We start from the raw sequence: 14,006 nt of genomic DNA, 5'->3' as shown, positions 1-14,006 counted from the left end.
CACCCTGCTGACACCAGTGCAGAGCGACTCGTGCCGCGATTGGGGTTGACTTCGCCTACGCGGGCGTGTGCTCGAAGGGCAGATCTTGGTACAGGTACTGGGTGATCGTGATGCGCAGCACGACGCCGGAGTCGCCACGTTCCGGGAACGGCTTGCCCGTGTACTTGTGACTCAGCGCGTCCAGGGCGACCATGTCGGCGTCGGGCTCGACCACGCAGGTGCCACGCATCTGCAGCTCCTCGTATGGATTGTCGATGTCGACGATGGAGATAGCGACGCGTGGGTCCCGCAACACGTTCTGCGTTTTGAGCGAGTCCCTACCTGTGGCGATGATCACCGTGGAAGGGTCGACAAGGTCGATCCATACCGGATCGAGCTTGGGCGACCCGTTGGCACGGACAGTTGCGAGATGTGCAAAGTTCGGCCTTCGCACGAGGTTCTGGGCTTCTGCGCTCATGACCTTCGGAGTCGGCGTCGTCATGGGATCCCTCGCTTCGCGATCTGGCCAGCGTGCCGACGCTCACCGTAAGCGCGTGAGCGATTACCCCGCGCCTGCTTGCAAAGGAATCTCTGGGTGATCCCTTCAACTACTCGACGACGAGCGCTGACTCAATGCGTGCATCGCCCAGCCGGCGACGGCCGTCGAGGAAAGCGAGCTCGACGATGAACGAGAAACCGACAAGTTCACCCCCGCCCTGCATGACGAGCTGAGCCGACGCAGCGGCAGTCCCGCCGGTGGCCAGCACGTCGTCCACGATCAGCACGCGTGCCCCAGCCGCAATGGCATCGGTGTGCACTTCCAGGCGCTCTGCGCCGTACTCCAGTTCGTAGTCGGCACCCAGCGTCGGCCGTGGCAGCTTCCCCGGCTTGCGCAGCGGCACAAACCCGGCATCCAGCCGGTCCGCTGCCATCCCGCCGATGACGAACCCCCGGGCCTCCGGTGCAGCCACAAGCTCAACACCCTGGTCCTCGAACGGCTCCACCAGCTCAGCCACACACGCTGCCAAGCCGTCCGGATCCCCCAGCAAAGGCGTGATGTCCTTGAACACAATCCCCACCCGAGGAAATCCCGGAACATCCCATATCAAAGACCGCCACACGGCCGTGCCCCAATCGCTCTCGATGATTCCATCGTCCTGAATTCTGGTTCAGTTGTCGGCGCGCCTCACGTAGGTCTGACATCTCTCGACTTGTGTGCCGCTTAACGATTCATGGTCACGTAGTCCGCCAGAACTACATTCGGCACGAGTGTCTGTACTGGAGTCCAGTGGCAGCTAGCGCCGAGTTCGACGAGAGAATCCGGGCGTCTGCCCTCGCGTTCCTACGTGTTGTTCAAGAACGAACCGGTGGGCCTGTGAGGCGAGAGGACGTCGCCGGGTTCCGAATCGACGGCCAGCGAATCGCTCTGATGGACCCTCAGCGAGGAATTCGCAAGCCAAGGCAACTCGATGCGGCGCTCAGTATTCGGACAGTCTTCTCGGCGGACCCAAACCGGAGACCGTACGACGACGAACGAGGTCCGGACGGCTATTTGCGCTACAAGTGGCGAGGCACCGATGCCAACCATGCAGAAAACGTCGCATTGCGACGTGCCATGCGAGCCAATCTGCCGCTGATCTGGTTTCAAGGAATCGCCACAGGTTTGTACTTGCCCGTTGCACCCGTGTGGTTCGTCGACGAGGAGCCCGCCGACCATCAGTTCGTCGTCGCTTTCGACGAGAGGCAGCGCGACGCGTGGGACCGAACGAATGACGCGCACGTGATCGAGCTGCGTCGTGAGTACGCGGACCGCGTCGTACGTGAGCGGTTACACCAACCCGTATTCCGCCAGCAGGTGCTTTCCGCCTACGAAAACCGTTGCGCCCTCTGTCGGCTACGACACCGCGAGCTGCTAGACGCTGCGCACATTCGTAGTGACGCCAAGGGCGGCGAACCGGTCGTCCCGAATGGCATCGCCATGTGCAAGATCCACCACGCCGCCTTCGACAATCGATTCATGGGCATCCGACCGACCTATGAAATCGAGGTTCGAGCCGATGTCCTCACCGAGGAAGATGGTCCGACCCTGAAACACGCTCTTCAGGGCCTGCATCGTCAGAGGATCGAGGTGCCTCGCCGCCGGGCGCTGCGACCGAATCCTGAACTGCTGGAGGAGCGATACGAGGAGTTCGTTCAGGCCGGCTGACTTGGCAGCGACGAGCGGCGGGCACCCAGCTAGCGCTGGCCGGTGAAGAGCTCGGAGATGTAGGGAATCTTCAGTTGGCCTGAGGGGTGGTGGCGCCTGAGCATTGATCGCAGGCGTCGCGTCGTGTCTTCCTCGCCGAGCTGCTTGACGGCAGCGTGCATCTTGGACGAGGACAGGGCTAGTTCGATGAACAGATCGTGGGTTACGGGCCGTGTCCAACCCGTAGACAACTTCGACACCTGGCTGAACCCCGCTGAGGACAGCTCACCGGCGACGTCAAAGTCGCGGTAATCACGCGTGTAGCCCGGACTGTGCTCCTCAAGGAACGACTCGTAGTCCTCAAAGAGCGGGAGTTGTTCCAACACACGGTTGTTCTGGAGAATCCCGATGAGTCCGCCCGGCGCCAGCACCCTTTGGGCCTCGGCGTAGAACTGGGAGTGATCGAACCAGTGCAGGGCTTGCGCTGCGATCACGAGACCCGCTGAAGCAGTCTCGAGGGGCATGTCTTCGGCAGTGCCGACGCTGAACTCGATGGCTGTGCCCTGGCTGTCGCCGACGGCCTGCGCACGCATGGCATTCCCCGGTTCAAGCCCGACGACGCGCCACTCGGGCAGGACGAGCGCGAGCTGCCGCGTCGCGATGCCCGTACCTGAGCCGGCATCCACCGCCACACGTGGTAGCGGTCGGCCGTCGAGCTTGCCTCGCAAGGTGGCACACAACTGTTCGGGAAATTGGGGCCGAGCCTTGCTGTAGTTGCCCGCGAGCCCGTTGAACGCCTGCGTGCGGTCAGTCACGGCGATTGGGGCCGATGGCCCTGCCGCAATCGCGGATCAGTTGCGGACCAAGCGGAAGACCGGGATCTCGCGGCCGTGCTCGGTGGCGCTCTTCTCGTAGTCGGCGAATTGCGGCATCAGCGCGGCTTGGGCGTCGAACAGCCGCTTGCGCTCGTCGCCCTCGGTGAGGTGTGCCGTGGCCTCCCAGGTGTCGGTGCCCACCTCGACGGTGACGGTTGGGTTCGCGACCAAGTTGTAGTACCAGTTCGGGTTTGTCGGGGCGCCGCCCTTGGAGGCGATGATCACGATGTCGTCGCCGTCAGTGGAGTACACGAGCGGCGAGCACAGCTCGCGGCCGGTCTTGGCCCCGGTCATCGTCACGAGGATCATCGGCGCACCCTTGAGCCAGCCGCTGCAATTGCCCTCGTTCTCTCGGAACTCCTTGATCACGGGTTCGTTCATCTTCAGAAAGTCCATCAAAGGCTCCTGCCTGTCGGGTGAGCTGCGCCGCAGCGCCGGGCGCGAACGCTACCGCCGCGACTGCCGATCAATCCGGGTTGTGTCGAGTGAAGCGGTCTCAACCAGCGTCGCCGTTTGAGGCGATCACGTCCTGCATCTCGCGGGCATGGCGTAGCCACAGCCCGCCCCCGTTATACGGGCGGGGGTCATAGGAACTGTGGCCGAGCAGACGTTGTACTCGCTCGCTCTGGCCAGCGAGCTCTCCCAGGCTGAAATCCATCGGGCTTGCCTCTTCGGGCGTCAGCCAGCCGGCGACGAAGCTGACGTGGAATGCCCGGCGCCACTGGTCGGCTGTCTGGTTGGCGCCACCCCCGTGCAGTACGTAGCCCGAATACACGAGCGCGTCGCCAGGCCCGAGCTCTGCCGGCACCGATTCACGCTCTTCGTAGCGAGCCAGCTCGCTCTGGCGGTGACTGCCCGGCACCACGCGGGTCGCACCCAACTCCTCGGTGACTTCCTCCAGCCCGATCATGGCGCTGACGGTGACCTCAGGCGAGTCGGGCCACGTGGCCTTCACGAACGCCCACCAGTTGTTTGCGTCGCGGTGCAGCATCTGCGCCGTTTCGCCCGGCCCGATGTACATCACCTGAGCCGTGTTCAGCCAGTACGACCCGCAGATTGGCAGCAGCACGGCATCGGCGATTTGCGCGTACAGCTCGTTGTCGAGGACGTCGAAGAATGCCGGAGTCAGCCGGGCCAGGCTCGAGAAGCGGATCGTGTTGGCGCCAACGAAGCGCTTCCCGTCATCGCCAAGACCCTGGGTGGCGCCGCCCGGCTGGATGCCCTGCGCGAATTCATCCGCGGCGGCACGTATCTGAGCAATTGTCTCGGCCCCGAACATCCCCTCGACGATGACCCCGCCGTCCTCCCGCATCGCCTCGAGAACTGGCTCGAGCCCCGCCGAAGCCGGAATCCTCTGCAACGAACGAACAGCGGTCTTGCTCATGGCGGCACGTCTCGGCATCCAGGCCCGCCCGTCGGGCCGTCTGCCCAGAAACTACTCCCCGACCCGCAAATCAGCGAGACCGCGGCGCTCTTTCGGGCCGGGCTTCGCCGCAGGGCTAGCGTCCACTGTCGAGGCATCAGCAGAGATGCACAGTCCAGGGGGCACTGATGGAACTCGTCACCGTGGATCGAGACCGGGCAGCACAGTTCACCGGCGACGTGGTCGAGCTGGTGTACAACAGCGGACCGCCCACCTACGACTACCAATTCGTCGGCCGAGCGGCGTTCGACCGGCTGATCGGCGACTCGTGGCTCGCCGAGGGCACGCTGTGCGGCTACGACGAGACCACGGTCGCGATGGACGGCGACAATCTGCTGGGCATCGAGATCGGCTATGCCGGCCCCGAGTTCGATCGCCGCAAGAAGACACTTCGACCGCTCTGGCAGTCGATCATCGAGGACGGTGCTGTCACCGAGGAGCAGCTTGGCGAGATCGCCCGGCGCTCCTACCTGGCCAGTTACCTCAACGCCGCCATCCCGGCCAGCGCGTACTATGTCCATGCGCTGTCGGTACGGCCCGAACTGCACGGCCAGGGCATCGGCGCCGCGCTCATGAAGGACGCCATCGATCGGGCCGCGGACGAGGGCTATCGGGTCGTCCATCTCGACGTGCTGTCGGACAACCCCGCCGTCAAGTTCTACGAGGCATTCGGCTTCGAAGTGCTGGCCCAGACCGTCGCGCCCATCCCCCACAGCCACGGCGTGCCGATGGAACAGCGCATGTCGCTCGACCTCCGCTGAACCGGGAAGGCAGATACCGATGACCGACTTCGTTCGCACCGACGATGCGCACTTCGACGCGCTAACCGACTGGGACTACGAGCCCCGCTACCACCAGTGGAAGGACCTGCGTGTCCACTACATCGACGAGGGGCCCGCCGACGGACCAGTCATGCTGCTGCTGCACGGCATGGCGACCTGGGCCTACCTGTATCGCACCATGATCCCGGGCCTCGTCGACGCCGGATACCGCTGCATCGCCCCCGACCATTTCGGCTTCGGCCGAAGCGACAAGCCGACCGATCCGAATTGGTACTCGATTGCCCGCCACACCGAAGTGCTGACCTCGCTGGTCAACGGACTCGACCTGACCGACGTGTCGTTGGTCTGCCAGGACTGGGGCGGACCAATTGGCTTGGCACAAGCGGCGATGATGCCCGACCGCTTTAGCCGGCTCGTCATCATGAACACCTGGCTCCACCACCCGGAATTCGACTACGACGAGAGCTTCCTGCAGTGGATCGACGCCTGGAAGCCCGGCGGCCGGTATGCGCACCCGCAGCCGAGCATCGGAATCATGCCGCTGCTGGCGGGACGCATGGTCCGCTCGCGCGACGTGGTGCCCGCGATCAAGTCGGGAGTCGAACCGGAGCTCGAGGGCGACGCAGCCCTGCGGTATGCGGGGTTCTCCGCACCGTTCCGGGGCCTGCCCGAAGACGGCTTCAACGGCGCCCGCTGGTTCCCGCTGTCCATCCCCGTCGGCAACTACGACAGCGGGAACGGCGCTGGGCAGGCCCTGCATTACCGGGTGCTGCTGGACTGGGACAAGGCCGCCCACTTCATCTGGGGCGCCGAGGACATAGGTTTCAGCGAGGAATGGGGCCGCGCCTGGGCCGGTCGGATGAACGCGCCGATCGACGTACTGCCCGACGCTGGCCACTTCCTGCAGTTCACCCACGGCCCCGAGATCGTCGAGCACATCCTGCGACGCGCCCGCGCCTGAACTCGCGGCATATCCGGCGACGCTGGCCGAGGAGTCCGGCGGCGGTTACTCCTTGTAGGCGACGGCTTCGATCTCGATGAGGGCGCCGGGGATGATGATGCCGGCAATGACCGTCGTGCTCGCGGGCGGTTCGCCCGGGAAGTACTTCTTGCGGGCGGCGCTGTAGGAGCCGTACTGGTCGATATCGGTGATGAACGCCTGCAGCTTGACCACATCGGACATCTCGAAGCCCTCTTCGGCGAGCGCAAGCTGGATGTACTCGAAGATCTCCTCGGTTTGCCCGCCCATGTCCTTGGTGAGATCGTTCGCGATGCAGCCCGAGACATAGACCGACGGTCCGGCCCTCACCGCCGGAGCGAACGCCCCGGAACGGATCAGCTCGGGAACCGGATGTGCCTCGATGAGCGCTTCTGAACGGATGACCTTGCCTGCCATGGCCGGAGACTAATCCTGCGCCGCGGACAGGACCGATGCGCCGAGGCCGATATCGAGACGCCCGAAGATGACAAGATCACCACAGTGAGTGAGATCCCGCCGGTGTTCCAGGACTTCAAGCGGGCGATGTTCCGCTGCGACGCCGGCGCGCTGGCCAACACCGTCACAGACGACTTCGTGTGGGAGCTGCACGCCGGGGCATCGCCGGACGAGCCTGCTGGCCGGGTGCTTCGGGGTCCCGACGAGATGGCAGCGGAGTTCAGTCGACGCAAGCTCAAATGGTCCGATGTCCGCTACGACGATGTCGACGAGCGCATGGCCGGCGATGACCTCATCATTCAGACGTTCGTCGTGTCCGGCACCGACTCACGGGGCGAGAGGTTCTGCTCCCACGCCGTAGACCTCTACCCGCTGCGAGACGGCCGGGTCGCAGCCAAGCGCACCTACTGGAAGATCGAGGGACCCGGCCCCGCGCACTGACTCGGGAGCCCCCGCAGCCCTGCTCAGCCCGGCGGCAGTGGGCCGTCGGCAACAACAGATTCAGCGACTAAGCGTTCGATACTGCCAGGATCGAGGCCGAGCTCGGCGAGCATCTCGCGGGTGTGCTCGCCGTACTGCGGGGATGCGCCCAGCACTGGGTTGCCGGCCTCGCTGAAGCGCAACGGCATCCCCGACGTCGTGTAGCGCCCGAACGCCGGGTGCTTGAGGTCGACCACGTAGTCGTTCGCCCGGATCTGATCATCTTCCAGTGCCTCATAGGGCAGGTGGTACGGACCGCAGGGGAAGTCGACTTCCCGCAGCGCCTCAAGCCACTCCGCAGTCGTCCGCGTCCTGAACAAGCGCTCCGCTTCCGCCACGATCTCGTCGAGCTCATCCGTGTGCGGCGCCCGCAAGTCCACTTCGGGCAGGCCGGTGACCTCGTGGAACTTCTGGCGCAGCGCCGGGCTCAGGCCTGCCACGCTGATCATGCCGTCGGCGGTCATATAGGTCCGGAAGTAGATCCGAAACGCGCCCGCGCCAGGAATGATCCGCTGTTCGTACATGCGCCGCTGATCGACGAAGTCCATGCCCGCAGAACGAGCCGCAGCGAGATCCTGCTTCAGTTCGGCGAGCACCTCCTCGTCATTCTCGAACCCGCCGATCATCGGCGTGGCCAGCGACATCGCCGTGCCCAGCAGCGAGCTGTCGACACGCTGGCCCTTGCCGGTCAGGTCCCGGTGCCGCAGCGCCGCGACTACGCCGAGCGCCGAGATCATCCCCGTGCCGAAGTCGTTCACTGCCGGTCGCGTGCTCATCGGCACGCCGTGCTCGGCCCGGTTCATGATGAAGCCGGCACCGCTGCGGGCCTGCACCAGCACGTCATAGCCGCCGAGGTGGGCATCCGCGCCCTCGGGCCCGAAGGCAGTGTGTGCGAGGTACACCAGACGCGGGTTGACGTCGAGCGCGTGATCGGCGTCGATGCCGTATCGCACGAGGTCGCCTTGCTTGAAGGCGACGAGCGCCACATCAGCCCACCCGAAGAGCGCGTCGACAACCTCGGCTGCACCACGATGGCGCAGGTCCAGCACCATCGCCCGCTTGCCGGGATTGATCAGCGCGTAGGCCTTCGCCTCCATGGGCGCCAGCGAGGCCAGCGATCGCATCGCATCGCCGCCGGGCGGTTCCACTTTGACGACGTCGGCGCCCATGCCGGCCAGCAGACGGCCGCAGTGCGGGATCGCTGCGTTCTGCGCGAACTCCACCACTTTGATGCCGGCCAGGATGCCCTGCGTCGATCCGTGGCCCGCCGGCGCGTCGACCGTGTTCGACTGCTCGCTCATCTCGTGTCCTTCACACAGCAGGCGGCACGTACGGATCCTCGGCACCCACCGGGATCAGCGGATGGGCGGCCACGCTGTCCCAGAATTCCGCCACGGCGGCCATCACCGGCCGCTGGACCCACGTGTTAGACGGCAGGAACACATCGTGGCGTTCCCGCGGGTCGTCGTAGAGATTGAACGCACGCGGGATACTGAGCTCGATCGGCGGGTCGCCCATGTACTCCTGCCAGATGAAGTGGAGCTTCCAGTTGCGCCACTTCACGGCGTGCAGGCGATCTGCCACGAAGCACAGAACCGATTCACGTCCGGAGCTGTCCGACGCGCCCTCCAGCATCGGCATCAAGTCGATGCCGTCGATGGGTCGGTCGGCCGGGATCTCGGCACCGGCCGACCGCGCGAGCGTGGTGAAGATGTCGGTAGCGTGCGCCAGCTCGTTGCTCGACCGTCCTGCGGGAATCCGACCTGGCCAGCGAGCGATGAACGGCACTCGCAGGCTTCCCTCCATGGCGGTGAAGTACGAGCCTCCCCACGGCCCGGTCCAGCCCCGCCACGGCAGCACGTCCTCGGCGCCGTTGTCGCTCGTGAAGATCACCAAGGTGTCGCCGGCAATGTCCAGCTCGTCGAGCACCCCGACCAGGCGGCCGACCCGATCGTCGGTCTCGCGGAACGCATCGGTGAACTCCCCCAGGCCGGTGACACCGGCGTAGTCGGGATGCGGCAGCGTCGGGAAATGCGGGAACGCCAGCGGCAGGTACAGGAAGAACGGCTGCCCCTCCGAGACACAGCGACGCATGAAGTCCTCGCCGCGCCCGAACGCCTCGGCGTCGAACAACGCTCGCTGGGCGACGTCGTAGTCGCCCACTGGTGCGCTCGGCTCGCCTCGGCGACCTTCTAACAGCTGCTCGGGAGGCACGACCGCGGGGTCGTAACCCGCCTCGGTGGACCACAGCGAGGAGTCGTGAGTCTCGGTCAGGCCCCACCACTCGTCGAAGCCCCGCTCGTGCGGCTGGCGTCCCGGACTGTCGCCCAGATGCCACTTCCCGTAGTGACCGCAGCGGTAGCCCTGCGAGGACAGCAGTTCTGCCAAGGTGACCTCCCAGCGGGTCAAGCCGCTGGGCCGGCCTGGTAACGGGATGCGGACGGTCCCGGAGCGGATCGGGAGCCGGCCCGTCATCACCGCCGAACGCGACGGCGTGCACTGCGCCTCCATGTTCATGTTGGTGAGGCGCATGCCTTCGGCTGCCAGACGGTCGATGTTCGGCGTCGGCACGCCCCGCACTTCGCCGCCGCCGTAGCAGCCCAGCTCGCCGTAGCCGAGATTGTCGACGAATACGAACAAGATGTTCGGACGGCCGGCGTCCGGACTGCCCGGCTCGGCGCCTGGTCGCTCAGCCATCAGCCGCTGGTGGCGAGGCCTGGGCCGAAGAGGTCCGCTCTGCGAGTTCGCTCACCGGTTGACCGCCGAGCATCGGCCCGCTGGTGTGCAGGTGGCACCACACCGTCCCACCTGTGGCAGTGGGGACCGGCTCGGGGAACGACTCCCGGCACGCGTCCATCACATGCGGGCACCGCTCGGCAAACGGGCAGCTGTCGGTCGGGGCTCGACCGCTGGCCCCCGCCACGCCCTGAGCCAGCTCGCGCCGGCGCTGTGACTTGACGTGCTGCACCGCAGGGTCGGGATCGGGAATCGACGCCAGCAGCAGCTCGGTGTACGGATGCGTCGGGCGCTCGCAGATGTCGTCGGAGTTGCCGAGTTCGACGATGCGGCTGTGGTACATGACCGCGATGCGGTGGCAGGTATGGCGCACCACGGCCAGGTCGTGGGCAATCAGCAGGTAGGCCGCACCTGTCTCGCGCTGCAGGCGCTCGAGCAGGTTGATGACCTGGCTCTGGGTGGAGACATCCAACGCCGAGACGGGCTCGTCCAGCACCAGCAGATCGGGCTCGGTTGCCAACGCTCGTGCCACGGCGATGCGCTGCCGCTGGCCGCCGGAGAATTCATGGGGGTAGCGATCGAGGTGATGACGCTGCAGCCCGACCTGTTCGAGCAGCTCACCGGCCCGCTCTCGCGCCGCGCCCGAGTCCATGCCGAAGTGGATGCGCAAGGGCTCGGCGATGATGGCGCCGACCACCATCGAGGGGTTCAACGAGCCGACCGGGTCCTGGAACACCACCTGCACTGTCTTGCGGTACTCGGTGGGCACTTGGCGGCCGAACCCGGTGACGTCGAAGTCGCCGAGCCGGATCGATCCGCTCTCGGGGCGCAGGAAGCGCAGCACGGCTCGGCCGAGCGTGGTCTTGCCCGACCCCGACTCCCCGACGAGCCCCAGCGTGTCGCCGGCATCGACCTGCAACGACACATGCTGCACCGCCCGGACGTCGGGCAGCTTCTGCCACGGCAGCGCTCCTCGCCCACCGGGGAAGACGATCGTCACGTCGTCGATGTGCAGCAACGGCTCGCTCACGCCGGCTCTCCCCCGCCGGCTGGCGGGCCGGGCATCGGCTCGCCGGCTGGTTGTTCCCATCCCGCGATGGCCACCACTGATGCGTGCTGCACGCCTCTCAATTCAAGCTCGTGGCTGCGTTCGCAACGGGTGAGAGATGCGCCCAATTGCCGCAGCTCCACCGGGCCGCGCCGGCATTCGATCGCCTCATAGGGACAGCGGTCGGCAAAGTGGCACCGGTCAGGCCATTCCCACGGTGGGGGCACCACGCCCGGAATCGTGGGCAAGTCACCCGAGCGCTGCTCGTTTCGCGGGATTGCCGCGATGAGGCCTTCGGTGTAGGGGTGGCGAGGCGTCGCAAACACATCTGTCAAGCGGCCGGTCTCGACGATCTCGCCCGCATACATGACAGCCACCCGGTCCGCCAGATCAGCCACGACGCCCAGGTCGTGGGTGATCAGCAGCACCGACACGCCACGCGAGCGGGCCAGATCCCCCACGAGATCGAGCATCTGGCCCTGCACGGTCACATCCAGTGCCGTCGTGGGCTCGTCAGCGATCAGCAGTTTCGGCTCGCATGAGAGCGCCATCGCGATCATGACCCGCTGCGCCATGCCGCCGGAGAACTGGTGCGGGAATGCGTCGATGCGCTTGTGCGGGTCGGGTATGCCGACTTCGGCGAAGAGCTCGATCGCCCGCTCGCGGGCTTCGCGCTTGGACATGCCCAGGTGGACGCGCAGCGGTTCCCCAACTTGGCGGCCCACGGTGTACGCGGGGTTCAGCGCCGCTGAGGGTTCCTGGAAGATGATGCCGATCTCGCGGCCGCGAATCCATCGCAGCTCGTTGAAGTCCATGCCGACCAGCTCCCGGCCGTCCAGCACGATCGACTCCGCGCTGGCCTGGCCCGGGTCGGGCACGAGTCCCATCAGCGACAGCCCCGTGATGGTCTTGCCAGAACCCGACTCGCCGACGAGCGCCATCACCTCGCCTCGGCCGATGTCGAGGTTGACATCCCGGACGACGGTCATGTCGGTGCCCTCGCCGGGCTTGGGGAAGACGATGTCAAGCCCTCGCAGGCTCAGCAAGGGGTCGTCGCTGCCGGGCGGCCATGGGGGCGCCGCCGCCGCGCTGCGCTCTTTGGGCACGACATCGCCGACGCCGACGCGCCCGCCGCGGGCCTCTCGGGCGAACGCGTCGCGCAACCCGTCGCCGAAGACGTTGAACGCCACCACCGTGAGGAAGATGGCGATCCCCGGCGGAATGGCCGGCCAGATCGTGCGATCGATGCTGAGCTCTGCATCGCGCAGCATCCGGCCCCAGCTCGCCTGGCTGGCATCGGCGCCTATGCCCAAGAAGCTGAGAGCTGCCTCGGCCAGCACCGCCTGAGCGAATAGCAGCGTGGTTTGCACGATGAGCGGGGGCGCGACATTGGGCAGGATGTGCCGCCACATGACACGCCGGTCCGACGCCCCCGCAGCCCGGGCGCCGTCCACGTAGAACTCCTCGCGGGCCGCGAAGACCTCTGCCCGCACCAAGCGGGTGATGATCATCGAGAACACCAAGCCGATCGCCAGCATGGCGTTGGTGAGCCCCGTGCCGAGGCCAGTGATGATGGCCATCGCCATCACCACGGCAGGCACGGCCACGACGATCTCGACGAACCGCATCCCGATCCGGTCAGCCCAGCCGCGGAAGTAGCCGATGGCCAGCCCGAACGGAACACCGATGACCAGCGCCACCAGCACCGCTTCGGCCCCTGCGATCAGGGCGTACCGCGCCCCGAAGAAGATGCGCGTCAGGATGTCCCGCCCAACGTGGTCGGTGCCGAGCGCGTAGCCCGCCTCGCCCGGGCTGAACAGGATGTCCTGGAAGCGGGTGGCGAACGTCTCGTCGTGCGAGGTCAGCAGGGGGGCGAAGATCGCCGCTATCACCACGATGACCAGGTAGATCGCCCCCGCCATTGCCACCTTGTTGCGCAGCAAGCGCGCCCAGAAGCGGCTCCGGGTGGCGCCCGCCGCCGACTCCTGGGGCATGGGCGCGGGGCTCGCGAGCTCGCCTGCGTCGGCGGAACCGCCCAGTTCGGCCAGTGCGTCGCTCACTCCGGCCTCACCTTCGGGTTCAGCCAGGCGTAGCTGAGATCCAGCACGATGTTGACGATGACGACCACCGCCGCGGTGACCATCACGAATCCGAGCAGTGCGGGCATGTTCTGGCGCAGTATGGCGTCGACCCCGAAGCGGCCGAGCCCCGGCACGTTGAACACGAACTCGACGAAGATCGACCCGCCGATCAGCGCTGAGGTCTGAAAGCCCGCCAGCGTCACCACCGGGATCGCTGCGTTGCGAATGGCGTGGCGCGACACCACGCGGCGCACTGGCAGTCCTTTGGCCAGCGCCGTGCGCACATAGTCACGCTGGAGCACCCCGATCATCGACGAGCGCGCCTGCCGGGCGATGGCCGCCGATGCCGAGATCCCCAGCGCAACGCACGGCAAGATCAGGGCTTCGACCCATCTGGCGAGGGACTCGGGCCGGGTCGTGGGCCAGATGGCCGGCAGCCACTGCAGCTTGACGCCGATGTAGTACGCAAGCACCAAGCCGATCCAGAAGTTGGGCACCGCGAGCCCCAGCGACGAAGCGACGGTGATGGTGCGATCGGGCCACCTTCCGGCTTTGAGCGCCGCCAGCACGCCGAAGGCGCTGCCGATGGCCAGCGCCACGATCAGCGAGCCGAACACCATCGACAGCGTGACGGGGATGCGGTCACGCAGTTCGGTGGTGATCTCCTCACCGTTGAACCAGTTGGTGCCGAGATCTCCGACTATTGCGCTGTTCAGCCAGTCCCAGTACTGCACCACGAGCGGGCGATCGATACCGAGCTCGGCGCGCTTTTCGGCCAGCGACTCCAGATCTGCGTCGTCGCCCATGATGGTGGCCGCCGGGTCGACCGGGTTGAGCTGGGCCAGGAAGAACACCAGCGTGGCCACCATGAGCATCAGCGGGATGGCCGCGAGGATTCGACTGACCAGCAGTCGAAGCACCTAGCACCCCCCTGTTCTGAAACGGCACTTGTGGCGGCCGGACCGTTGCGGCCCGGCCACCA

At 66.3% G+C, this 14,006-nt stretch carries 15 protein-coding genes; 4 read left to right on the top strand and 11 right to left on the bottom strand.

Annotation, left to right across the window (positions count from 1 at the left end; all coding sequences use genetic code 11):
- Positions 1-55: 55 nt before the first annotated feature.
- Positions 56-481 carry a PPOX class F420-dependent oxidoreductase gene (locus tag ACOGW9_RS03650; protein ID WP_419908474.1) on the bottom strand — a complete coding sequence of 142 codons (426 nt, stop codon included), beginning with the start codon at positions 479-481 and terminating at the stop codon, positions 56-58.
- A 106-nt stretch (positions 482-587) separates the two neighbouring features.
- A complete protein-coding gene (locus tag ACOGW9_RS03645; protein ID WP_419908472.1) occupies positions 588-1,100 on the bottom strand; it encodes an adenine phosphoribosyltransferase in 513 nt (170 codons plus the stop codon).
- 254 nt (positions 1,101-1,354) lie between these two features.
- Here ACOGW9_RS03645 and ACOGW9_RS03640 point away from each other — a divergent pair, with 254 nt between their 5' ends.
- On the top strand, positions 1,355-2,185 hold the full coding sequence (locus tag ACOGW9_RS03640) for an HNH endonuclease (RefSeq protein WP_419908470.1): 831 nt from the start codon (positions 1,355-1,357) through the stop codon (positions 2,183-2,185).
- A 29-nt stretch (positions 2,186-2,214) separates the two neighbouring features.
- Here ACOGW9_RS03640 and ACOGW9_RS03635 read toward each other — a convergent pair whose 3' ends face one another.
- The 3 genes from ACOGW9_RS03635 to ACOGW9_RS03625 form a co-directional block, all read right to left on the bottom strand.
- A complete protein-coding gene (locus ACOGW9_RS03635) occupies positions 2,215-2,979 on the bottom strand; it encodes a class I SAM-dependent methyltransferase (protein ID WP_419908468.1) in 765 nt (254 codons plus the stop codon).
- 36 nt (positions 2,980-3,015) lie between these two features.
- Positions 3,016-3,435: a nitroreductase family deazaflavin-dependent oxidoreductase gene (locus ACOGW9_RS03630; protein WP_419908466.1), complete on the bottom strand. Its 420-nt coding sequence runs from the start codon at positions 3,433-3,435 to the stop codon at positions 3,016-3,018.
- A 100-nt stretch (positions 3,436-3,535) separates the two neighbouring features.
- Complete coding sequence (locus tag ACOGW9_RS03625) at positions 3,536-4,423, bottom strand: phytanoyl-CoA dioxygenase family protein (protein WP_419908464.1); 888 nt, start codon at positions 4,421-4,423, stop codon at positions 3,536-3,538.
- A gap of 167 nt (positions 4,424-4,590) precedes the next feature.
- On the opposite strand from ACOGW9_RS03625, the gene ACOGW9_RS03620 reads away from it, so the two are divergent.
- Both ACOGW9_RS03620 and ACOGW9_RS03615 read left to right on the top strand, forming a co-directional pair.
- Positions 4,591-5,223 (top strand): GNAT family N-acetyltransferase, encoded by a 633-nt coding sequence (locus tag ACOGW9_RS03620; RefSeq protein WP_419908462.1) that lies wholly within the window; start codon positions 4,591-4,593, stop codon positions 5,221-5,223.
- Positions 5,224-5,242: 19 nt separating this feature from the next.
- Positions 5,243-6,205: an alpha/beta fold hydrolase gene (locus ACOGW9_RS03615; RefSeq protein ID WP_419908460.1), complete on the top strand. Its 963-nt coding sequence runs from the start codon at positions 5,243-5,245 to the stop codon at positions 6,203-6,205.
- A gap of 45 nt (positions 6,206-6,250) precedes the next feature.
- On the opposite strand, the gene ACOGW9_RS03610 is transcribed toward ACOGW9_RS03615, so the two are convergent.
- On the bottom strand, positions 6,251-6,640 hold the full coding sequence (locus tag ACOGW9_RS03610; protein WP_419908458.1) for a RidA family protein: 390 nt from the start codon (positions 6,638-6,640) through the stop codon (positions 6,251-6,253).
- An 84-nt stretch (positions 6,641-6,724) separates the two neighbouring features.
- On the opposite strand from ACOGW9_RS03610, the gene ACOGW9_RS03605 reads away from it, so the two are divergent.
- Positions 6,725-7,120: a nuclear transport factor 2 family protein gene (locus tag ACOGW9_RS03605; RefSeq protein ID WP_419908456.1), complete on the top strand. Its 396-nt coding sequence runs from the start codon at positions 6,725-6,727 to the stop codon at positions 7,118-7,120.
- Positions 7,121-7,143: 23 nt separating this feature from the next.
- On the opposite strand, the gene ACOGW9_RS03600 is transcribed toward ACOGW9_RS03605, so the two are convergent.
- Genes ACOGW9_RS03600 through ACOGW9_RS03580 form a run of 5 tightly spaced genes read right to left on the bottom strand, consistent with a single transcriptional unit; the run spans position 7,144 to position 13,944 of the window.
- Complete coding sequence (locus tag ACOGW9_RS03600; protein ID WP_419908454.1) at positions 7,144-8,460, bottom strand: CaiB/BaiF CoA transferase family protein; 1,317 nt, start codon at positions 8,458-8,460, stop codon at positions 7,144-7,146.
- A 10-nt stretch (positions 8,461-8,470) separates the two neighbouring features.
- Positions 8,471-9,856 (bottom strand): arylsulfatase, encoded by a 1,386-nt coding sequence (locus ACOGW9_RS03595; RefSeq protein ID WP_419908452.1) that lies wholly within the window; start codon positions 9,854-9,856, stop codon positions 8,471-8,473.
- Positions 9,849-10,925, bottom strand: a complete 1,077-nt coding sequence (locus tag ACOGW9_RS03590; protein ID WP_419908450.1) for an ABC transporter ATP-binding protein — start codon at positions 10,923-10,925, stop codon at positions 9,849-9,851. Before ACOGW9_RS03590 ends, ACOGW9_RS03595 begins: the two co-directional genes overlap by 8 nt.
- Entirely contained in the window at positions 10,922-13,003 is a 2,082-nt protein-coding gene (locus tag ACOGW9_RS03585) for a dipeptide/oligopeptide/nickel ABC transporter permease/ATP-binding protein (protein WP_419908448.1), read from the bottom strand. Before ACOGW9_RS03585 ends, ACOGW9_RS03590 begins: the two co-directional genes overlap by 4 nt.
- Positions 13,000-13,944: an ABC transporter permease gene (locus ACOGW9_RS03580; RefSeq protein ID WP_419908446.1), complete on the bottom strand. Its 945-nt coding sequence runs from the start codon at positions 13,942-13,944 to the stop codon at positions 13,000-13,002. Before ACOGW9_RS03580 ends, ACOGW9_RS03585 begins: the two co-directional genes overlap by 4 nt.
- Positions 13,945-14,006 lie beyond the last annotated feature (62 nt).

The organism is Candidatus Poriferisodalis sp., from assembly GCF_965203655.1.
GTDB lineage: Bacteria > Actinomycetota > Acidimicrobiia > Acidimicrobiales > Poriferisodalaceae > Poriferisodalis.
Note: the sequence above shows the minus strand (reverse complement) of the source record. Positions and strands in the feature narration are given on the sequence as shown.

Bases quoted from the DNA above. Each gene is read 5' to 3' on its own strand.
- ACOGW9_RS03650 (WP_419908474.1), bottom strand. From the start codon at position 481: ATGACGACGCCGACTCCGAAGGTCATGAGCGCAGAAGCCCAGAACCTC.
- ACOGW9_RS03630 (WP_419908466.1), bottom strand. From the start codon at position 3,435: ATGGACTTTCTGAAGATGAACGAACCCGTGATCAAGGAGTTCCGAGAG.
- ACOGW9_RS03625 (WP_419908464.1), bottom strand. From the start codon at position 4,423: ATGAGCAAGACCGCTGTTCGTTCGTTGCAGAGGATTCCGGCTTCGGCG.
- ACOGW9_RS03620 (WP_419908462.1), top strand. From the start codon at position 4,591: ATGGAACTCGTCACCGTGGATCGAGACCGGGCAGCACAGTTCACCGGC.
- ACOGW9_RS03615 (WP_419908460.1), top strand. From the start codon at position 5,243: ATGACCGACTTCGTTCGCACCGACGATGCGCACTTCGACGCGCTAACC.
- ACOGW9_RS03610 (WP_419908458.1), bottom strand. From the start codon at position 6,640: ATGGCAGGCAAGGTCATCCGTTCAGAAGCGCTCATCGAGGCACATCCG.
- ACOGW9_RS03600 (WP_419908454.1), bottom strand. From the start codon at position 8,460: ATGAGCGAGCAGTCGAACACGGTCGACGCGCCGGCGGGCCACGGATCG.
- ACOGW9_RS03595 (WP_419908452.1), bottom strand. From the start codon at position 9,856: ATGGCTGAGCGACCAGGCGCCGAGCCGGGCAGTCCGGACGCCGGCCGT.